This is a genomic window from Phytohabitans houttuyneae (assembly GCF_011764425.1).
Lineage (GTDB): Bacteria > Actinomycetota > Actinomycetes > Mycobacteriales > Micromonosporaceae > Phytohabitans > Phytohabitans houttuyneae.
On the sequence record NZ_BLPF01000001.1, the window covers coordinates 1,148,707 to 1,169,154 of the forward strand.

The 20,448-nt window shown below is 71.8% G+C and carries 14 protein-coding genes; 7 read left to right on the forward strand and 7 right to left on the reverse strand.

Annotated elements, in window-relative coordinates; all coding sequences use genetic code 11:
• Window positions 1–402, forward strand: coding sequence for a RidA family protein (locus tag Phou_RS05365; RefSeq protein ID WP_173054073.1), 402 nt, complete (start codon window positions 1–3; stop codon window positions 400–402).
• Window positions 399–1,310 (forward strand): amidohydrolase family protein, encoded by a 912-nt coding sequence (locus Phou_RS05370; RefSeq protein ID WP_173054075.1) that lies wholly within the window; start codon window positions 399–401, stop codon window positions 1,308–1,310. The genes Phou_RS05365 and Phou_RS05370 overlap by 4 nt, the downstream gene beginning before the upstream one ends.
• Here Phou_RS05370 and Phou_RS05375 read toward each other — a convergent pair.
• The gene (locus tag Phou_RS05375; RefSeq protein WP_218578773.1) at window positions 1,299–1,838 is read right to left on the reverse strand and encodes an NUDIX hydrolase; all 540 of its coding nucleotides are present in this window, start codon (window positions 1,836–1,838) and stop codon (window positions 1,299–1,301) included. The two genes, Phou_RS05370 and Phou_RS05375, sit on opposite strands and share 12 nt — an antisense overlap.
• A gap of 136 nt (window positions 1,839–1,974) precedes the next feature.
• Between Phou_RS05375 and Phou_RS05380 the strand changes: the two genes are divergently transcribed.
• Together Phou_RS05380 and Phou_RS05385 are read left to right on the forward strand one after the other, a co-directional pair.
• Complete coding sequence (locus tag Phou_RS05380) at window positions 1,975–2,487, forward strand: hypothetical protein (RefSeq protein WP_173054077.1); 513 nt, start codon at window positions 1,975–1,977, stop codon at window positions 2,485–2,487.
• Window positions 2,488–2,531: 44 nt separating this feature from the next.
• Entirely contained in the window at window positions 2,532–3,539 is a 1,008-nt protein-coding gene (locus tag Phou_RS05385) for an LLM class flavin-dependent oxidoreductase (protein WP_246273269.1), read from the forward strand.
• A gap of 214 nt (window positions 3,540–3,753) precedes the next feature.
• Here the strand turns inward: Phou_RS05385 and Phou_RS05390 are convergent, their stop codons facing one another.
• Both Phou_RS05390 and Phou_RS05395 read right to left on the reverse strand, forming a co-directional pair.
• The gene (locus tag Phou_RS05390; protein WP_173054079.1) at window positions 3,754–6,027 is read right to left on the reverse strand and encodes a rhamnogalacturonan lyase family protein; all 2,274 of its coding nucleotides are present in this window, start codon (window positions 6,025–6,027) and stop codon (window positions 3,754–3,756) included.
• A gap of 138 nt (window positions 6,028–6,165) precedes the next feature.
• A complete protein-coding gene (locus tag Phou_RS05395; RefSeq protein WP_246273271.1) occupies window positions 6,166–8,040 on the reverse strand; it encodes a beta-galactosidase in 1,875 nt (624 codons plus the stop codon).
• Between the two features lie 113 nt (window positions 8,041–8,153).
• Here Phou_RS05395 and Phou_RS05400 point away from each other — a divergent pair, with 113 nt between their 5' ends.
• On the forward strand, window positions 8,154–10,448 hold the full coding sequence (locus Phou_RS05400) for a TIM-barrel domain-containing protein (protein WP_173054083.1): 2,295 nt from the start codon (window positions 8,154–8,156) through the stop codon (window positions 10,446–10,448).
• 200 nt (window positions 10,449–10,648) lie between these two features.
• Entirely contained in the window at window positions 10,649–11,326 is a 678-nt protein-coding gene (locus Phou_RS05405; RefSeq protein WP_173054085.1) for a S1 family peptidase, read from the forward strand.
• 50 nt (window positions 11,327–11,376) lie between these two features.
• On the opposite strand, the gene Phou_RS05410 is transcribed toward Phou_RS05405, so the two are convergent.
• The 4 genes from Phou_RS05410 to Phou_RS05425 form a co-directional block, all read right to left on the reverse strand.
• Entirely contained in the window at window positions 11,377–14,259 is a 2,883-nt protein-coding gene (locus Phou_RS05410; protein WP_173054087.1) for an NACHT domain-containing protein, read from the reverse strand.
• Window positions 14,260–14,331: 72 nt separating this feature from the next.
• A complete protein-coding gene (locus Phou_RS05415) occupies window positions 14,332–15,219 on the reverse strand; it encodes a carbohydrate ABC transporter permease (protein ID WP_173054089.1) in 888 nt (295 codons plus the stop codon).
• Between the two features lie 58 nt (window positions 15,220–15,277).
• A complete protein-coding gene (locus tag Phou_RS05420) occupies window positions 15,278–16,303 on the reverse strand; it encodes an ABC transporter permease (protein WP_173054091.1) in 1,026 nt (341 codons plus the stop codon).
• Window positions 16,300–17,982: an extracellular solute-binding protein gene (locus Phou_RS05425; protein WP_173054093.1), complete on the reverse strand. Its 1,683-nt coding sequence runs from the start codon at window positions 17,980–17,982 to the stop codon at window positions 16,300–16,302. The genes Phou_RS05420 and Phou_RS05425 overlap by 4 nt, the downstream gene beginning before the upstream one ends.
• Window positions 17,983–18,175: 193 nt before the next feature.
• Between Phou_RS05425 and Phou_RS05430 the strand changes: the two genes are divergently transcribed.
• The gene (locus tag Phou_RS05430; RefSeq protein WP_173058136.1) at window positions 18,176–19,393 is read left to right on the forward strand and encodes an ROK family transcriptional regulator; all 1,218 of its coding nucleotides are present in this window, start codon (window positions 18,176–18,178) and stop codon (window positions 19,391–19,393) included.
• Window positions 19,394–20,448: the final 1,055 nt, after the last annotated feature.

Genomic DNA, 20,448 nt, shown 5'->3' on the forward strand with positions numbered 1-20,448 from the left:
ATGCCCAAGGAGCCGCTGGTCGCACCCGGCCTGGCCCCGCCCAACGGTCACTTCTCGCAGGCCACCGTCGCCGGGCCGGGCCGGTTCGTGTTCATCTCCGGGATGACCGCGCGCCGGGCGGACGGCACGATCGCGGGCATCGGCGACATCACCGAGCAGACCCACCAGGTGTGCCGCAACCTGGCCGCCGCGGTCGAGGCGGCCGGCGGCACGCTGGACGACATCGCGCGGGTGGACGTGTACGTGCGGGACATCGGCGACTTCGCGGCGATCCACGCGGTGCGCCGGCGGTACTTCACGGGCGAGCCGCCAGCATCCACAATGGTCGAGGTGTCGAGGTTCGTGCACGACGAGTACCTGATCGAGATCAACGCGATTGCCGTGCTGGGGGTCGAGGCGTGAGCGGGGTGGACGTCCACACGCACCTCGCGCCCGCGCTCGACCGGGTGTACACGGTGGACGGTCCGCCCGACCTCGCCGAACCGGAGCGGCTCGAGTCCTACCTGGACACCGCCGGCCTGTCCGGCGCGATCGTGTCCGTCCCCCCGCCGTACTACCGCCAGGACCTCACCGGCGGCGACGCCGTCGAGTGGGCCGCCGCAGTCAACGCCGGCCTCACCCGGCGCCTGTCCGGCCACTCCCGCCTGCGCGGCCTCGCGTACCTCCCGCTGCACGACCCGGCCGCGGCGCTCGACGCGTACCAGGCGGCCGGCGACTCCGCGTGGGTGGGCGTGGTGGCCGGCGCGGGTGGCCGCTGCCCGTCGCTCGCCGACCCGGCGTACGAGCCGCTGTGGCGGGCCCTGGAGGCCGACGGCCGCGCGCTGATGCTGCACCCGGCCCAGTCCGCCGACCACCGCCTGGCCGACTTCTACCTGCACAACCTGCTGGGCAACCCGGTCGAGACCGCGGTCGCCGCCGCCCAGCTCGTCTTCGGCAACGTCCTGGCCCACCACCCGGGCCTGCGCGTCGTCCTCGTGCACGGCGGTGGCGTGGTGCCCGCGCTGGCCGGCCGTTGGGCGCGCGGCGTCGAGACCTCCCGGCCCGGCGTGCCCGAGCAGGACCTGGGGGTACGCGACGCGCTGCGCCGCTTCTGGGTGGACGGCCTGACGCACGACGCCACGATGGCGCGGGCCCTCGTCGAGGTCTTCGGCGCCGACAAGGTCCTGCTCGGCAGCGACTGGCCCTTTCCGATGGGCACCCCCGACCCGGCCGCCGCGCTCAACGCCTGCCCCGCGCTGGCCGGCGCCGGCATCGCCACGAAGGCCGCCACCGTCAACGCGGCCGCGGCCTTCGGCTGGTCAGCCGAGTAGCTCGGCCGCGCGGGCGAGCGTCTCGCGAAGGTTGTCCGGCCCGGCGAGCTCCTGGGCGTCCGGGATGGTGAGCCAGCGCAGATCGGCGCCGGGCTTCTCCGGCCGGGCCGCGTCGGGCGTGCCGGTGGCCAGCACGAAGCGCAGGTCTGCGTGCTCGTGCGCGGGCTCGGTCGCCGACGGGGTCACCGACACCACCGCCACGTGCACGAGCCGCTCGTCGGGCCACGGCGTGAGGTCGGTGAGCCCGGTCTCCTCCTCACCCTCGCGGAGCGCGACCGCCAGCGGCGCGGTCTCGCCCGGGTCGCCGTGCCCGCCCACCTGCAGCCAGGCGCGCTGCCGGGCATGCCATCGCAGCAGCACGCGGCGGGTGGGCGGATGGACGATGACGGCGGACGCGGTGACGTGCAGCGGCGTGTCCCGTGACCACGGATCTCCGCCGTGCGGCAGGTCGCGGACGCGGGCCACGTCGGCGGCCTCGGCGTCGGTGCGGGGCTTGTAACTGTCGAGCAGATCGGCGAGCGACTCCACCCGACCACCCTAGAAGACGCGTTGATCAGGGACCTGGTGGGCGTGGCGGCCGGCGCGCCGCCACACGAACTCCCTGATCAACCCCGGTGGGCCGGGCGCCGGGAACCGACCGCCTCGCGCGCGACTCGGAACCGGCATGAGACGCATCGCGGCGCTCGCCGCTGTCCTGGTCCTGGCGGCGTGCGACTCCGGAAAGCCGGCGGCCGAGCCCGCACCCGCGGCTCCGGCCACCTCGGCCGCGTCCGGCGCGGCCGCGGCCGCCACCCCGCCCACCTGCGCCGCGGACGTGCCGAGCCGGGTGCTGCCGGAGTGGGCGCGGACCGGGTTCAGCGAGGCCGAGCCGAAGATGCCGTTCGTGCTCGGCGACCGCGGCGACATCGTGGCGATCGTCTTCGGCTACCCGCTCTACGCGCCGACCCTGCCCGACCGCAGCAACAAGATCCTGTGGGTGTCCCGGGTCGAGCAGCAGGCGGGCGAGCCGCTGGAGATCGAGGCGCGGCTCGGCGGCACGGGCGACCCGGTCACCGAGAAGGTCTCTGGCGGCGCCGGCCCGTCGATCATCGACCTCCCGAAGGCCGGCTGCTGGCACCTGCGGCTGAGCTGGTCCGGCCACACCGACACGATGCGCCTCACATACGAGGCGAATTAGCTCACATACGAGGCGAAGTAGGAAGAAACCCGGGGAGGGCGGGGTTGCACGATCTTGTGATCGACGTACCCCTGTCCGTCCTCGACGTCGCGCCCGTCGCCGCCAGCGCCTCCTCCGGTGACGCCCTGCGCGCCACCACCGACCTGGCCCGTGCCGTCGAGCGGATGGGCTACCACCGCTTCTGGGTCGCCGAGCACCACAACATGCCGGCGATCGCGAGCTCCGCGCCCGCCGTGCTGATCGCCCACCTCGCCGCCGCCACCTCGACGATGCGGATCGGCTCGGGCGGCGTGATGCTCCCCAACCACGCGCCGCTGGTGGTGGCCGAGCAGTTCGGCACGCTGGCCGCGCTCCACCCGGGCCGCATCGACCTGGGCATCGGGCGGGCGCCCGGCACCGACCAGGCGACCGCGCTCGCGCTGCGCCGGACTGTTGAAGGGCTGTCGGCGGAGCAGTTCCCGCAGGAGCTGGCCGAGCTGATCAACATGTTCACCGGCGAGCAGCCGCGGCGGATCGTGGCCACGCCCGGCCTCGGCGAGAGCCCGGCGGTGTGGCTGCTCGGTTCGAGCGGGTTCAGCGCCCAGCTGGCCGGGATCCTGGGGCTGCCGTTCGCGTTCGCGCACCACTTCAGCGCCACGAACACCATCCCCGCGATGGCCCTGTACCGGGAGAGCTTCCGCCCCTCGCGCTGGCTGGACGAGCCGTACGCGATGGTCGCCGTCGCCACCGTCTGCGCCGACACCGACGAGCGGGCCCAGTGGCTGGCCCGGCCGAGCGCGCTGTCGTTCCTGCGCCTGCGCCAGGGGCGGCCGGAGGCGCTCGCCTCGCCCGAGGAGGCGGCCGCGTACCCGTACACGGACATCGAGCGGGACTTCATGGCCGAGCGCTGGGAGGGGCAGGCGATCGGCTCGCCCGAGACGGTCCGCGGCGCGCTGGAGGACCTGATGGCGAAGACCCGCGCTGACGAGCTGATGCTCACCGCGCTGGTCTACGACGTCGAGGACCGGATCCGCTCGTTCGAGCTGGCGAAGAAGGCGATCACCGAGAGCTGAGGGCCGCCGGCCGCCCTGACAACGATGGTCATCACCGAAACAACAACGTCATCGATACGTCACCGGCCCGCACCAGGGAAGGCTCTACTCTTCTACATGTGGGCGCGGGGCCGCCGGAATCGTGGGGCCGGCGATACGCGAACACGGTGCGTAAAGCACCGCAGTGCCGGCGGGGATAGGTGCCCATCCCCGCCGGCACATTCGCGTCCGGCACCTACCTCAGGTAGACGTTCGGCTGGGGCGGCGTCGCCATCCCGTTCCCGATGAAGAAGCTCGGGTGCGGCGGCTGGTTGTACGCGGTGTTCTGCCACGCGATGGCGACCCGGTACTGCGCGTCGTGCATCAGCGTGTGGATTCGCCGGTCGGTGACGGTCGGCGTCGAGTAGATCCGCAGCGCGGTGTTGCCGGAGGTGCGCCAGATGACCTCCTCGCGCCAGTCGCCGAGGATGTCGCCGGAGAGCGCCGGCGTGGCCTTCGTGCCGTTGTTCGACGCCACGCCCGAGCCGTCGAGCAGCCGCGTGTCCGACGACGTGCCGTACTTGTCGATCCGGGTCTGGTCGAGCAGCTCGCGCACCGGGTCGCCGTCCCACCAGATCAGGAAGTTGGCCGACGACGGCTTGCGCCCGACGTTCGCGCCGCTGGTGCTGCGCAGGCCGTCGACGCCCGAGGACCACAGCTCGGCGCCCGCGTTGCCGGCGTACACGTCACCGGCCACGCCACGGCCGTTGTCGCAGCCGCAGACCGGCGCGGTCCAGATGTTCTGCCCGGTACCGGCGTGGATGTCCATCGCCGGCGAAGTGGTGGGCTCGTGCACGGTGAAGATCTCGACGCCGGCGCGCGAGGGGACGAGGTCGCCGACGTGCAGCGCGTCGCCGTGCCCGAACCCGGTGCGGTACATGAACGCGCCGTTGTCGTCGATGGTCGCCGAGCCGTACACGACCTCCTGGCGGTTGTCGCCGTCGACGTCCGCGATCGACAGGTTGTGGTTGCCCTGGCCGTACGCGCCGACGTTGCTGTTGCCGGAGTCGTACGTCCAGCGCCGCACAAGGCTGCCGTTGCGGAAGTCCCACGCCACCACGACCGCGCGGGTGTAGTAGCCGCGCGCCATGATCAGCGAAGGCCGGGTCCCGTCGAGGTAGGCGGTACCGGCCAGGAAGCGGTCCACGCGGTTGCCGTACGAGTCGCCCCACGAGGAGACGGTGCCGCGGGCCGGCTCGTAGTTGACCGTGGAGAGCGCGGCGCCGGTGCGCCCGTCGAACATCGTGAGGAACTCCGGACCGCTCAGGATGTACCCGTCGCCGTTGCGGTGGTTCGCCGACGCGCTGCCGATCACCTGGCCGGTGCCGGAGCGGGTGCCGTCGGCGGTCTTCATGGCCACCTCGGCGTCGCCGTCACCGTCGTAGTCGTACACCTGGAACTGGGTGTAGTGCGCGCCCGCGCGGATGTTGACGCCCAGGTCGATCCGCCACATCCGCGAGCCGTTCAGCCGGTACGCGTCGATGTAGACGTTGCCGGTCACGCCGGCCTGCGAGTTGTCCTTGGCGTTGTCCGGGTCCCACTTGAGCACGATCTCGTACTGCCCGTCGCCGTCCAGGTCGCCGACCGACGCGTCGTTCGCCGAGTAGCCGCTGGCCGGGGACTGGATCGGCACGTCGAGGTACCCGTTGGCGAACGAGAGGGAGGCCTCGGAGGCGTCCTGCTCGGTGCCGTTCACGACCGCCCGGACGGTGTACGACGCGTTCGCCGCCGCCCCGCTGTCCAGGTAGTTGGTCGAGTTGGTGATCGGGGTCGAGTTCACCTTCGTGCCGGCCCGGTACACGTTGAACCCGGTGCTCGCCGACTCGGTGCCCAGCAGGCGCCACGACACGAGGTTGGCCGACCCGGAACGCACGCTGATCAGGCCCCGGTTGAGGTCCTCCATCTGCTTGGCGTTGCCGGACGGCGGCGGCGGGCTGGTCGGGGGCGGTGTCGTGGGAGGCGGAGCCGTGGTCGGCGGCGCGGTGGTCGGCGGCGCCGTGGTCGGGTTGCCCGTGGTCGGCGGGGCGCCGGTGGTCGGGCCGACCGCGCCGGTGCAGGTCGTGCCGTTGAGCGCGAACGACGCCGGCACCGGGTTGGAGCTGTTGTTCCACGAGCCGTTGAAGCCGAACGACGCGGTCGCGTTCGTCGCGATCGCACCGTTGTAGCCCACGTTTGTCGCGGTGACCTGCGACCCGCTCTGCGTCACGGTGGCGTTCCACGCCTGGGTGACGGTCTGGCCGGCGGTGTACGACCAGACCAGCGACCAGCCGTTGACCGGGTCGCCGAGGTTGGTGATTGTCACGTTGGCACCGAAGCCGCCCTGCCACTGGCTGGCGACGGCGTAGTCGACCCGGCAGCCCGCGGCGGCGGACGCGGAGGTCGCGACCACGGCGGCGAGCACGCCGGCGCCGGCCACCGATCCGGCGAGGGTGGCGGAAAGCAGCGCGACGCGCCGCCTGGAAGTAAGCATGCAGAGACTCCATTGAGGACGGGCGGCGTGCCCAGCGCCGCCGCGAAAGGGGTGAACCGGTTCAACCCGGCCCCGTACCGCTCCCTGCGTACCGCCGATCGTAGGGCAAGCCCTTTCCTCAGACAATATCGAAAGGTTTCAGTTTGTCTCGCGGATCACCGCCCACCCGCCGGCCGGCACTTCCACGGCGCCGTCCACGGGCTTGCCGGTCACCAGGTCGGTCCCCTGCGCCGGCACCGCGCGCGCCTCGGCACCGTGGTTGAACGCGAAGAGCCAGCCCGCGTGCCGGGCCCGGCGGCGCACCAGCTCCAGCTCGGCCGCCCCCTCGCGCACCGGGATGCCGGCCGCCTCGGCGAGCAGCTCGCCGTACGCGCCGCCGTCGAGCGGGGTCGAGAGGTACCAGGCCGTGCCCGCGCCGAAGCGGTGCCGGGTGACGCCGGGGCGGACCTGCACCGCCCCGGCCAGGCGCACGTCCTCGGCCCAGCCGGACGGCGTCGGGCGGAACTCCTCCACCCGCACCCCCAGCACCTCGCGCAACGCGCCCGGATAGCCGCCGAGCCGCACCCGCCCGTACTCGTCGGCGACCCCGGACAGGTACGTCGCGACGAGCCGCCCGCCACCGTCCACATAGGTCCGCACCGCCGCGGCCGCCGCGTCGGACATCAGGTAGTGGGCGGGCAGGACCAGCAGCTGGTACGGCAGCGGCCCGCCCCGGTCGAGCGACACGAAGTCGGCCGTGACGCCCACCCGCCACAGTGCCCGGTGCGCGGTCCGCACCTCGGCCAGGTAGTCGATGCCGTCCCAGGGCAGGCCGGGACCCGAAAGCGCCCACCACGACGCGGCGTCCCAGGCGACCGCCACGGACGCCTCGACCGCGCCGGCGTCCACCTCGGAGAGCCGCCCGAGCGCCGCACCGAGCTCGACGGTCTCGCGGTACACCCTGCTGTCCGGTCCGGCGTGCGGCACCAGCGCGGAGTGGAAGCGCTCGGCGCCGCCGCGCGGCGCCCGCCACTGGAAGAACATCGCACCGCGCGAGCCGCGTGCCACGTGCGACAGGCTGTGCCGGGCCATCCGGCCGGGCTCCTTGGCGTGCATGCGGCCGCCCTCGTAGATCAGGTTGGGCGCGCTCTCCATCAGCAGCCACGGGCGCCCGCCGGACCAGCAACGGGCGAGGTCGGCGGCGAACGCGGTCTCCTCCTCGGCGCCCGGCCCGGAGTCGGACGGGTAGTGGTCGACCGCCACCACGTCCACCTCGCGAGACCAGCGCGCGTGGTCGACCGGCACCCAGCCGCCGAAGACGTAGTTCGTGGTGATCGGCACGTCCGGAGTGGCGGTGCGCAGGATGTCCCGCTGCTCGGTGTACGCGGCCAGCAGCTCGTCCGACCAGAACCGCTTGAAGTCGAGCACCTGACCGGGGTTGGGCAGGTACTGGGTGGCGCGCGGCGGGAAGACGTACGCCCAGTCGGCGTAGTGCTGGCTCCAGAACGCCGTGGTCCACGCGTCGTTGAGCGCGTCGAGCGTGCGGTAGCGCTCGCGCAGCCAGCCCCGGAACGCGGCCGCCGCGTGGTCGCAGTGGCAGGTCGTGCCGTACTCGTTGTGCACGTGCCAGAGCGCGAGGGCCGGGTGGTCCGCGTACCGGCGGGCCAGCTCCCGCGCGATCCGCCGGGCGGCCTCGCGGTAGGCCGGTGCGCTCGCGCAGTACGTGTCCCGGCTGCCGTGCAGCAGGCGGGTGCCGTCCGCGCGTACCGGCAGCGCTTCGGGGTGGGCCAGGCTGAACCACGGCGGTGGCGAGGCGGTCGGCGTGGCCAGCGCGACCTTGACCCCGCCGGCCTCGAGCAGGTCGAGCACCCGGTCCAGCCAGCCGAACGTGTACCGCCCCTCCTCCGGCTCCAGCCGCGACCAGGCGAAGACTCCGACGCTGACCAGGTTGACGCCGGCCCGCCGCATGAGCGCCACGTCCTCGCGCCAGACGTCCTCGGTCCACTGCTCGGGTTGTAGTCCCCGCCGTAGCACAGCCCCTCGACCCCGCGCGGCCATCTCATCGGCGCTCCTCGTTCGCTGCCGGGTCGCGCCCGAAGCGCGGCCCTCATTGACAGTTTGTTGGGTTAGACGAAAAACTAACCCACATGCCGTACCGACCGCCGCTGGTGCCGTACGAGACGTTCGTCGCCGACCCGCCAGACCTGCCCGTCCGCGCCCCCGGCGAGCAGGGGCTCTCGGCCGTGACCAGAGCCGAGCTCGTCACGACCGACGGCTCCGGCGTGTCCGTGAAGGCCACGACGTCCGACGGCGGGACGCTGGCTATCCAGATCGGCGCGGCCGGCGAGGGCATCCTGCGGGTACGGCTGAGCGAGGCACCCGACGCCCGCGGCCGGGCCGCCCGCGCGCTCACGCTGGTGCGGCCCGAGGCACACCCGGCGACCGTGACAGTGGTCGGCCCGGTCGTGCGGGTCAGCGCCGGCCCGGTCACCGCCGAGCTGACGCTCGACCCGTGGCACCTGCGCTTCGTCGACCCGGCCGGCCGCGTGCTGCTGGAGGAAAACCCGGGCGAGCGGGACATCAGCGGCCGCATGCGGACGCTCCCGTTCGGCCGCTCGCTGGCCGACGGCACCGTCGCGGCGTACCACGAGAGCTTCACCGCGCCGGCCGACGAGCGCTTCGTGGGCTTCGGGGAAAAGTTCACCCCGCTCGACAAGCGCGGGCAGCGCGCGCTGATGTGGAACTTCGACGCGTTCGGCACCGAGTCCGACCGCTCGCACAAGACCGTGCCCCTCTACCTGTCCAGCCGCGGCTACGGGGTGCTGGTCGACAGCGGCATGCCGGTCGAGTTCGACATGTGCCAGTCCACCCACAGCTGCGTGCAGATCCTTGTCCCGGACGACGTGCTCGACTACTACGTCATCGCCGGGCCGGCGCCGGCGGACGTGCTCGACCGGTACAACCGGCTCACCTGCCGGCCGCTGCTGCCGCCGAAGTGGGCGTTCGGCGCGTGGATGTCGTCCGGGTTCTTCGTCGACACCCAGGAGCAGGTGCTGGAGCGGGCGCGGAGGCTGCGCGAGCGCGGCATCCCCTCCGACGTGCTGCACCTGGACTGCTACTGGCAGGTGGCCGGGCACTGGTCCGACCTGCGGTGGGACGCGGAGCACTTCCCCGACCCCGCCGGCATGCTGCGGACGCTGGCCGAGCAGGACTTCAAGGTCTGCCTGTGGATCAACCCGTACATCAGCCGGCACGCCCCCGCCTTCGCCGAGGCCGCCGAGGCCGGCTACTTCCTGCGCCGGGCTAACGGCGCCACGTACGTGGCGGACGTGTGGCACGGCTCGCACCCCGCCTCCGGCATCGTCGACTTCACCAACCCGGCCGCGGTCGCCTGGTTCGTGGGGCTGCTGCGGCCGCTGCTGGAGCAGGGCGTGGCCGCGTTCAAGACGGACTTCGCCGAGGGTGTGCCGGCCGACGCGGTGGCGCACAACGGGATGAACGGCGCCGAGCTGCACAACGTGTACACGCTGCTGTTCAACGACACCGTCTCGGCGGTGACCCGCGAGGTGGCCGGGCACGGGCTGGTGTGGGCCCGCTCGTCGTACCTGGGTGGGCAGCGGCACTCGGCGCAGTGGGGCGGCGACGTCAACGCCACGTACCCGGCGATGGGCAGCACCCTGCGCGGCGGCCTCTCGCACGGCCTCTCCGGCGTGCCGTTCTGGAGCCACGACGCGGGCGGCTTCCACGGCACGCCAACACCCGACCTGTACGTGCGGTGGGCCCAGTTCGCCGCGCTCTCGCCGCTGGTCCGCTTCCACGGCACCACGAGCCGCCTGCCGTGGGACTTCCCGGCCGACGCCGAGCGCCTGGTGGTCGAGGCGCTGCGGCTGCGGTACCGGCTGATGCCGTACATCTACTCCGCCGCCGTCGAGTCCGCCCGCACCGGCATCCCGCTGATGCGCGCGCTGCTCGTCGACTCCCCCGCCGACCCGGCCGCGTGGGGCGCCGAGCTGGAGTACCTGCTCGGCCCCGACCTGCTGGTCGCGCCGATGCACGACCCGTCCGGCGAGCGCGACGCCTACCTGCCCGCCGGGCGGTGGGTCGACTACTGGACCGGCGAGACCCACGACGGCGGGCGGCACATCCGCGTGTCGGCGCCGCTGGAGCGCATCCCGCTGTTCGTGCGCCACGGCGCGCTGCTTCCGGTACTGTCCGATCAGGACAGTGTCGGCGACGGCCCGTTCGACGCGGTGACGATCGTCAGCTGGGGCGGCACGGACGCCCGCACCGTCGTGCGGGACGTGGATGGCGACACCGTCGTGGTCGCCGTCCGCGAGGGCGACACCCTCCGCGTGACCTATGAGGGTCCTTTGCGGGTACGGGAGGCGACCCTCGCGTTTGGACGTGGTCAGGGCGTTCCACATGTGGAGCTCTCGCCCTGATCGCTGTGCGCAGGCGTGGTGCCATGGTGGGGGTGCCACGCCTGCGCTCCCATAGCCACTTGGTAGTCGTAACCTCCATAGTCCCCTGGTAGTCGTAACCTCCATAGTCCCTTGGTAGTAGTAAATCGGTATTGGTGGATGTGATGGCGGTCGCCTAGCCTGCGGGGAACCCCCTTCGGTCGTCCCAAAAGGAGTCCGTAGTGCGCATCCGCCTGCTCCTGGCCACCACGGCCACCGCTCTCGTCGGCGCGCTCGTCGCGCCCGCCGCCGCCTCCGCCGAACCGGCGCAGCCCTACATCATCGGCGGCGGCACCGTCTCCTCCGCCCCGTGGGCCGCGGCCGTCTTCAGCGGTGGCTCGTTCACCTGCTCCGGCTCGATCGTCGCCGCACAGTGGGTGCTCACCGCGCGCCACTGCCTGGGTGGCAGCATGTCCGTGCGCGTCGGCAGCGTGTACTACGCCTCCGGCGGCCAGACCCGCACGGTGAGCTCGACCGCCGCGCAGAACGACCTCGCGCTGCTGCGGCTCAGCTCCGCCGTCTCGACGACGTACGTGACGCTGGCCAGCAGCAACCCGCCGATCGGCTCGACAAACAACATCTACGGCTGGGGCCGCACGTGCACCAACTGCCCCGCCTCCAGCCAGCTGAAGACCGCGACCGTGACGGTCTCCAGCAACAGCGCGACCGACGCGTACGGCGGTCCCGCGATCCGCAGCACACGCGGCAACGGCGTGGCCTGGCGCGGCGACTCCGGCGGCCCGCAGTTCTACAATGGACAGCAGGTCGGCGTCTGCTCGACCGGCAACGGCTCCACGTACCAGAACTACGGCAGCGTGGCCGCCAACCGCTCCTGGATCCGCTCGGTGGCCGGCGTCTGACCCGGTGCCCTTGACGCCCGCGGGATCCGGCCCGGTGCCGGGTCCCGCGGCTACGGCACCAGCCAGTGGCGGCTGCGGGCGTCCTCGTAGACGTCCACGAACGGGTTGGGCTTGCGCAGGTAGAACCGGCGCGAGCGGTTGAACAGCCGGGTCGCGGGCAGCCAGAACGCCACCCACACCAGCGCGGTCGTGCCGATCAGGAAGGCCACGAGCGAGTCGTCCATCAGCGGAAGTGCCGCCAGGACGTACGGCAGGCCGACGAGTACCCCGAAGAGCCAGGTCAGCATCGTGTCCCGGTCGAACCAGACCTCGCCGTCATAGTCGACGCCGTTGAAATTGACGTAGGTGAGCATGTTGTTCGGCGGCGGCGACTCGCGGTGCACCGAGCGGGGACTGACGTAGACAAGGCAGAGGGCCGCCACACCGGTCTTCTTGACTCGGAAGGCCGTCCTGGAGTAGCCGAACGCCGACAGGGCGAAAGCCACCGACACCGCGACCGCCGCGGGTACCAGCGCCAGCGCCGGGGTCCACCAGCCGTGTGCGCGCGTGAGCAGCCCCGGGTCGGTGACCACGTTGTAGGCGCCGGCGAGCAGCGCGGCGCCGAGCACGGTCAGGAAGAGGAACCGGACCGGCCGGAACGGCGCGATAGACAGGGTCCAGCGGCGGTCCTGCTCGATCCGGCCGAGCATCCCGGCCTCCTTCGCCTCGAAGAACCGGTTGGTGGGCTCCTCCGGCACGACCTCGAGCTCCTCCGCCCAGGCCAGCAGCGTCACGATGTTGGAGTCGCGGTCGAGCCCGGCGTCGAACGGGTAGGCGCGGCGGAGCAGGGCCGGCCCGGTGACGGGCGTGGTGACCAGCGCGGGCCGGTGCGGCGGCGCCTGCTCCAGCGCCGCGAAGGACAGCGGGTCCATCGCGAGGCTCAGCAGCTTCAGGACGATGATGCGCGCCGCCTCGGCCTGCCGGTCGACCATGTCCGGGGTCGACAGGGCGCTCCACAGCGGACCGACGAGCCGGTGCTCGTCCTCGGCGACGAGGTCGGCCAGCAGCACGACCTGCGCGGCGATCGACGGCACGTTCGTGGTGGCGAGCGCCTGGATGAGACGCATCGTCCCCTCGCGGTCGTCGGCGATCAACGTACCGCGATGCTCCCGCACGACCGGGCTGGTCAGCGCCTCGGAGACCTTGCGCGCCGCGTAGTCGCGCACCGACTCGCGCGGGGCGCGCACGGCGGCGACAAGCGCCGCGAGCCGGTCGGCGGTCACCTCGCGCAGCACGGACGCGAGCAGCTCGTCGAGGATCGGCCGGGCGACCTCGTCGGAGACGAGCCCGGCGGACAGGCAGTTGCCGGCCAGCTCGGGGTTGCGCTCGCCCACGCTGCGCACGAAGGACTCGGTGTGGTCGTGGTCGAACGCCGCGAAGAAGAGCACCACCTGCCGCCAGTCGGAGTCGCCGACCCGCTCCAACAGGAACGCGGCGCCGGCGGCGGGGTCGCGGGCGAGCTGATCGGCCGCGAGGTGCTCCTGGATGGACCGGTGGCTGAACGCGTACTCCTCCGCGTCAGAGACCCGGCTGAACAGCCCGGTGTTGTCGATGATCTCGTTGACGAAGTCCTTCGACTCGGCGTCCGGCACCCGCGCCAGGCGCCGGGTGAGCCGCTCGGCGAACTCAAGCATCTCGTCGAAGACGAAGTCGCCGAACCTGTCGTCGCGGCTCGCCATGGCCAGCGCGAACTCGCGGATGAACCGCTCCTTGTCCTCCGCGTCGTACCGGTTCTTGCGGTCGGTGCTGCCGGGGAAGTCGTGCCGTCGCACCAGGTGACTGATCATCGTGCGGTAGAACTCCCGCACCGAGCGGGGGATCTGGTACGCGGGGCGGCTCAGGTACAGGCCGACGGACATCGTGAGCACCAGCGGTACCCGGTGCAGGTCGGCGGTCTCCGAGGCCATCGCCGCGTCGAAGAAGTCCTTCGGCGTGCGCGGGGCCGCGGCCCGGTCCTCGGAGAGCGCGTTGACCCGGACGAACTCCGACTCCCGGTGCCGCAGGAACATGAAGATCTCCGCGTCCTGCAGCGGCGCGAGTGCATGCGCCTGTACCGCGAAGGCGGGGATCCAGTCCGGCTGGATCCGCTTGAAGTTCTGCCGCCGGCAGGTGAGCACGACGCGGGCACGCTGGGTGGGCAGGCCGGCCGAGCCGCCGTCGTCGCAGAACTCGAAGATGGCGTCGCGGACCGCGCCGTACCGGTGGTCGGGCACCTCGTCCAGCCCGTCCAGCAGCAGCAGGCAGCGGTCGTCGTCGAGCGCCTGGCGCAGGAACTCCCGCGCGCCCGCCACGCCCGCCTTGGCCAGCACCTCCGACTCCAGGTAGCGGACCAGCCCGTCCGGCCGGCCGTCGAGATGGCGGGCCAGAAACCGCAGCGGCACGAACAGCGGGATGTCGCGGCTGCGCCCGATCAGCTTGAGGTCGGCGCCGCCGCGCTCGCCGCGGGGCCGCAGGATCGCCGTACCGTACGCCTTGAGCAGCGTCGACTTGCCGGTACCCGGGTCGCCGGTCACCAGGATCCGCCGCGCGGCGCGGTCGGCGAGCACGGTGGTGGCAGCCTCGGTCCGCTCGCTCGACTCGCCCTGGCCGGCGCCCTGCTCGCCGCCGTCGGCACGCCGCTGGAACGACAGGGAGATGTAGGTGGCGCTGAGGTCGAGCACCTCGTCGCGGTCCAGGTAGATGTTGCGCACCTTGCCGTACCGCGCGCGGAACCACCTGCCGTACCGCCGCCGGTCGCTCCCCGACACCCGGCCGAACAGGTGCGCGCCGGACGTCAGCTTCCGGCGGTGCCGCCAGCAGAAGCCGAGGAACGCGATCGCGATTGTCGCCAACGCGAGAATGAGCCCGGCCTCGTCGGCCGAGAGGCCGAGCTCACGCTGCAGCCAACTGTCCACAAGCCACTCCTGGCATCGGCAATCGTCTGATTACTGTGCCAGCAGCTGTCCACCGCGCCTACCGTCGTACGGTCAGCCCTTGATGGCGCCGACAATGACCCCCTTCACGAAATGGCGCTGGATGAACGGGTAGATGAGCACGATCGGCGCGACTGTCACCATCACGACAGCCATCTTGATCGCCTGGGTGGGTGGGAGCGAGCCGACCGACTGGCCCGAGAAGTTCGGTGACTGGCCCTGCAGGATCATGCTCTGCAGGATGCGCTGGATCGGAAACTTGTCGTTGCTGTCGATGTAGAGCAGCGCGCTGAACCAGACGTTCCAGTACCCCACCGCGTAGAAGAGGCCCACGACCGCGATCACCGGCCGGCTCAACGGAAGCACGATGCGCCACAGGATGCGGAACTCGCCCGCGCCGTCGATGCGCGCGCTGTCCAGCAGCTCGTTCGGCAGGCCCTGGAAGAAGCCGCGGACGACGACGAGGTTGAAGACGCTGATCGCGGTCGGCAGGATCAGCGCCCACAGGCTGTCCTTGAGGCCGACGCCGGTGACCACGAGGTAGCTGGGCACCAGTCCGGGATAGAGCAGGAAGGTGAGCAGGAAGTAGAACAGCAGTGTGCGGTGGCCGACCGAGCCGGGGCGGGACAGGCCGTACGCGGCGAGCACGGTGAGCGTGAGGCTCAGGATCGTGCCCGCGACGGTGACCAGCGTCGTGACCCAGAGGGCCCGGGTGACGATGCCGCCGGAGAAGATGGTCACGTAGGCGGAGGCGTCGATGCCCCTCGGCACCATCACCATGCCGCCCGCGTCGTTGATGGTCTTGCGTGAGGAGAGGCTCGTCACCAGCACCGACCACAGTGGAACCAGCACGATCAGCACCATCACCGACAGTGCGACGCCCTTGCCGGCCAGCCCCACCGGGGTCGGCTTCTCCTCCCACGCGGCTCGCCTGGCGCTCATTCCCGTCCTCGCTTCGCTGCGGGCGGCCAGGACGCTCCACGCGCGACGATTCGCTCGTTCATTGCTTGGAGATCAACCCCCGCTCGCCGATCATGTGGGCGACCCGGTTGGCGACCAGGATCAGCACCAGCCCGACGGCGGCCTTGAAGAGGCCGGCGGCGGCACCGAAGCCGAAGTTGCCCGTGGTGATGGACTGGTGGTACACGAACGTGTCGAGCACCTCGGCCGCGTCCCGCCCCACGGCGTCGCGCTGGAGGAGGAACTGCTCGAAGCCGACCGAGAGCGCGTCGCCGAGGCGCAGGATGAGCAGCAGCACGATGACCGGCCGCAGCCCGGGGAGCGTCACGTGCCACAGGCGGCGCCAGCGTCCGGCACCGTCCACGGCGGACTGCTCGTACAGGTTGGGGTCGATCATCGCGAGCGCGGCCAGGAAGACGATCATGCCCCAGCCGGCGTCCTTCCACACGGACTCGGCGGTGACCAGCACGATGAACGTGTCCGGGTTGGTCATGATGTTCGGCGGCTCGATGCCCGCCTGGCGCAGCTCCTGGGCGAGCAGCCCGGCACCGCCCAGCATCTGCACGAAGAACGTGACCACCAGCACCCAGCTGAAGAAGTGCGGCAGGTACACGATCGTCTGGATGAACCCGCGCAGCTTGCCCGAGATCACGCTGTTGAGCAGGATCGCCATCGCGATCGGCAGCGGGAAGAAGAAGACGAGCTGGAACGCGGTGATGCTGAGCGTGTTCCAGAGCGCGTCCCAGAAGGCCGGGTCGCCGAAGAGCGTGTTGAAGTTGCCGAACCCGATCCACTCGCTGGCCAGGAAGGCGGACAGCGGCCCGTCGCCGGCGTACGGGTTGTAGTCCTGGAACGCGACCACGTTGCCGAGCGTCGGCAGGTAGTGGAAGACCAGCAGCAGCAGCGCGGCCGGCGCGGTCATCAGCAGCAGCGGCCAGTCCCGCCGCAGCCGCGCCCGCAGCGGTACCCGGGGGCGGCGCCGCTTCTCCGGCGGCCGCGCCGCGTCCGGCGGCCGGGTCAGCTCCTCGCTGCGCCCGGCCGCCACGGGTGTTTCCGTGCTACTCATTTGCCGGCGTCGCTCCGCGCCTTGGCGAGGAAGTCGCGGGCCTCGTTGCCGCCGCCGGCGGTGCGCCACTCGTTGACGAGCCCGTCGAACTCGGTCAGCGCCCGGCGGCCGCGCACGATGTCAGTGATCTTGTCCTCGTACGGCACCGTCTGCGACTTGTACGTCGCCGGGAACTCCAGCTTGATCCCGTCCCACGGGTTGGTCTCCATGAACTTGACCATCGCGTTGGAGTAGCCCAGCAGGTCGCTCACGTAGTTCGGCGTCTCCGGCCACGGCTGCACCACGGGGCTGCGGCCGCTGATGAAGAAGTACTGGTTGGCGATCTCCTTGAAGCCCAGGTCGGTCTTGACCGGGCCGTCCGGACCCATCGTGTGGTGCTTGCCCTCCACGCCGTACTCGCGCACGTGGTACTCCCTCGTGCCGAACGGTGCCGAGCACCAGTTGATCACGCGGAGAAGCTCCTCGATCCGCTCCTTGCCGACGCCCTTCTTGATGAAGGTGTACGAGATCGGCTTGTCGTCGCCCCACACGAGCGGGTCGCCGCCGGTCGCGGAGAAGATGGGCACCGGCTGGAGGTTGAACGTCGGCGTGACCTTCTGCTGCTGGGCCTGCATGCCCTGCCACGCGCCGATGCCGTCCTGCATGAAGATGATGCGCCCGCTCTCCATGAGCTTCTTCATGTCGCCGCCCTTGCTGGCCGCGAGGTCGGGGTGCACCAGGCCGTCCTTGTAGATCCGCGCCATGACCTCGAGCGCCGCCTTGAACTCGGCCGTCTCGTACTTGTGCTCCGGCGTACCGTCCGACTTCAGCCGCCACCCCGTCTCCGAGGCGGGCGCCTTGTGGAACATCTGCACCATCGCGAAGATGTCGCTGAACGCCCACACGCCGGCCTTGGTGTCGGTCACCTGCTTGCCGATGGCCAGCAGCTCGTCGATCGTCTTGGGGTAGGTCAGCCCCTTCGCGTCGAGCAGGTCCTTGCGGTAGAAGAGCGCCCAGGGGAACGGGCCGTCGGTCGGGTTGGGCACCGCCATGAGGCGCTGGTTCCACAGCGCGTTCTGCCACGCGCCGGTGGGGAAGGTCGCGAGCATCGGGTACGCGTTGACCTTGTCGCCGGACAGGTGGTCGGTGAGGTCCTCGAAGAGCACCTTGACCGCGTCGGCGAAGCGGGGCAGCTTCTCCACCTCCCACTGCGGGACGCAGAGCAGCTCGGGCACGTCGCGGGCGCCGAGCATCGCGTTGAGCTTGTCGGCGTAGGTGAGGCCGTCCTGCATCGAGAAGTTGACCGGTATGCCCAGCTCCTCGTTGAGGGCGGTCAGGTACGCGTTCTGCCCCAGCCCGGGCGGCGCCGGCCCCCACGCGGGCGCCATCGCGCTGATCTCCTTGCCGCTCTTGCCCGGCTTGTCGGTGATCGCGTCGACGAGGCTCGTCGGGTACTTCTTGTAGCCGTCGGCGATGGGCCGGGTGCTGGCGATGTCGGGCGCGGGGATGCCGTCCGGAAGCTTGCCTTGCGCCGGCAGCACTCCGGAGACCTTGTTGGTATCGGTCGCGGCGCCCTTGCTCCCGCCCCCTTCCCCACAGGCGCTGAGCAGGCCGCCACCTGCGACGGCAACGGCACCGAGGCCCGTGAGCCCGAGGAATTTTCTGCGGTTGGTCGCCGCGCCCGCGAGGGGTGGAGTCACGGCGCACTCCCTTCTACTGGCAAAAAGTGGTATGACTGTAGTTAGTTCGTCTACCGACTAAACAAAGTCTCGCGAATCACAAACTAGACCAACGGTGACCGCCGCCACAAGGGCGGACCCGGTACGGCATGATGGTCAAGCCAGCCCGGGGCACCATCTGACCAACGCCGGGAACGGGGCTGACTTGATCACGATGCAGAGCGGGCCGCAGCCGGCCGACTTCGCCGACGTGCGAGCCACCAACCTCGCCGTCGTCCTCCGCCATGTGCGCACCCACGCGCCGTGCTCGCGGGCCGACATCGCCGCCGCCACCGGGCTCAACAAGGCCACCGTCTCCAGCCTCGTCGCCGACCTGATCGAGCGGCGCCTGCTGCGCGAGACCGGGCTCACCGAGCACCGGATCGGGCGCCCGGCCACGATGCTGGTGCTGGACGGCCAGCCGTACGCGGCGATCGGCATGGAGGTCGCCGCTGACCACCTCACCGCCGTGGCGGTCGACCTCGCGGGCGAGCAGCTGCTGTCGTGGCGGCGCGCGTTCACCGGCACGGAGACGGCGGCCGGCAAGGCGGTCAGCACGATCGCCGCGCTCGCCTCGCGCGCCGCGTCCCGGGTGGCCGCGCAGGGCCGGCAGGTGCTGGGCGTGACGGTGGGCGTGCCCGGCCTCGTCGACGCCGACGGCGCGGTGCGGCTGGCGGCGGGGCTCGGCTGGCGCGACGTGGACCTGCGCGCCGACCTGGTGCGCGCGCTGCGCGACCCCAAGTACGACGTGGCCGTCGACAATGACGCCAACCTGTCCGCGCTGGCCGAGCACCGCTACGGCGCCTTCGCCGGCACGTCCAACCTCGTGTACCTCACCGGCGAGCTGGGCATCGGCGCCGGCGTGGTGGTCGACGGCCGGCTGCTGCGCGGCGGGCGGGGCTTCAGCGGCGAGATCGGACACCTGCAGCTCGACCCGAGCGGTCCACAGTGTCCCTGCGGCCGCGTGGGCTGCCTGGAGGCCCTGGCTGGGGTACGCGCCATCATCGCCCGCGTCCTGCCGGACGCCGAGGCCGACGGCCCGGTGACCGACTTCGCCCCGGAGATCGACGAGGTCGTCCGCCGCGCCCGCCGCGCCGACCAGCCCACCCTCGCCGCCCTGGCCGCGGTCGGGCGCCACCTGGGGCACGGCGTGAGCATCCTGGCCAACCTGGTCAACCCGGACGTGGTCGTCCTTGGCGGCAACTTCGTCCCCCTGTCACCCTGGCTCCTCCCCGCCGCCGAGGCCGAGCTGGCCGCCCGCGCCGTCGCCCCCGACGCCGGCGGCTGCCGCATCGTCGCCTCCGCCCTAGGCCCAGGCGCCGCAGCCACCGGCGGCGCCGCCCGCGCCCTGGCCGCCGTCGACGCCGGCCACCTCCCGCCCTTGCCCGCCTGACCCCACGCTCGCGTCTGGTCACGGCGCGCCCGAATCACCGCCCCGACGGCGGGTGGTCACGGTCCGCCCGAACCTGCCCTTGACGTGCGCGTTGGCCACGGTGCGCCCGGACCGCCGCCCCGACACACGTGTGGTCACGGCGCGCCCGAATCACCGCCAGGCCCGCGCCGTGCGTGTGGTCGCGGTGCGCCCGATTGCCCGCCGGGTCCGCGCCCTGCATGTGGTCACGGCGCGCCCGATTCGCCGCCGGGTCCGCGCCGGGTAGGGATCTCTGGGCTACCGCGATGTCCGCGGTGGTCCGGACCGTCGCTCCCGCGGCCTCACCCTGCGCGGTCCAGGACCTCACCCCACCGGCTGTCTGGGAATCCCCCTGTGCCCCGCGTCCGACGCAGCTCTTCTCGCCGCCGGCCACGCCCGCAAGCCCCTCCGGGCGTGCCGGACCTGGAGCAAGCCGGACCTGGGCGCGTCGCCGAGCGAGTCAGACCTGGAGCGATCCGGGCCAGGAGCAAGCCGGACTTGGAGCAAGCTGGGCAGGCCGGGCGAGCCAGACCTGGAGCGAGCCGGGCCCAGAGCGAGCCGGGCGGACCGAGCCCGACGGGCCGGGCAGCCGGGGACAACCGAGCGCGAGGGGCGGGCGGGCCCGGCGGGAGGGACCAGGCGGGCGGAGAGGGCAGGCCGGGCGAGGGCGGGTGAGCCGGAGGTCCGGCTGGCGTCCATCGTGACCCCAGGCGGAGCGCCACACACCGCGCCGGACGCTCGATCTTGGCGAGCTCGAAGCTTCTGGGTGGCGTGGGCAAGTCCGTCCACGGCGGCCGTGCCGTCGTGGAGAGCTTCACTACCGGCAGTGACCATCCGTCGGGCACAAGCGGCACCGCAATCGAGATCCAGGCGGGTTAGTGCGCCATATCGACGCCTCGACTTCGGAGTTTCGTCGCCTGGAGTCCTTTCGCGGTCACCGCCTCACCCTCCGTGGTCGCCAGCTCAACCCGGGAGCCCGCTCCGGCAGATCTTGGCAAGTTGGCGTCGAAATATCGCGCTAACTCACCAAGATCTCG

What these genes read in the sequence shown, in the direction of transcription:
- Phou_RS05365 (WP_173054073.1), top strand. Translation starts at nt 1, where the DNA reads ATGCCCAAGGAGCCGCTGGTCGCACCCGGCCTGGCCCCGCCCAACGGT.
- Phou_RS05380 (WP_173054077.1), top strand. Translation starts at nt 1,975, where the DNA reads ATGAGACGCATCGCGGCGCTCGCCGCTGTCCTGGTCCTGGCGGCGTGC.
- Phou_RS05390 (WP_173054079.1), bottom strand. Translation starts at nt 6,027, where the DNA reads ATGCTTACTTCCAGGCGGCGCGTCGCGCTGCTTTCCGCCACCCTCGCC.
- Phou_RS05400 (WP_173054083.1), top strand. Translation starts at nt 8,154, where the DNA reads ATGCCGTACCGACCGCCGCTGGTGCCGTACGAGACGTTCGTCGCCGAC.
- Phou_RS05415 (WP_173054089.1), bottom strand. Translation starts at nt 15,219, where the DNA reads ATGAGCGCCAGGCGAGCCGCGTGGGAGGAGAAGCCGACCCCGGTGGGG.
- Phou_RS05420 (WP_173054091.1), bottom strand. Translation starts at nt 16,303, where the DNA reads ATGAGTAGCACGGAAACACCCGTGGCGGCCGGGCGCAGCGAGGAGCTG.
- Phou_RS05430 (WP_173058136.1), top strand. Translation starts at nt 18,176, where the DNA reads ATGCAGAGCGGGCCGCAGCCGGCCGACTTCGCCGACGTGCGAGCCACC.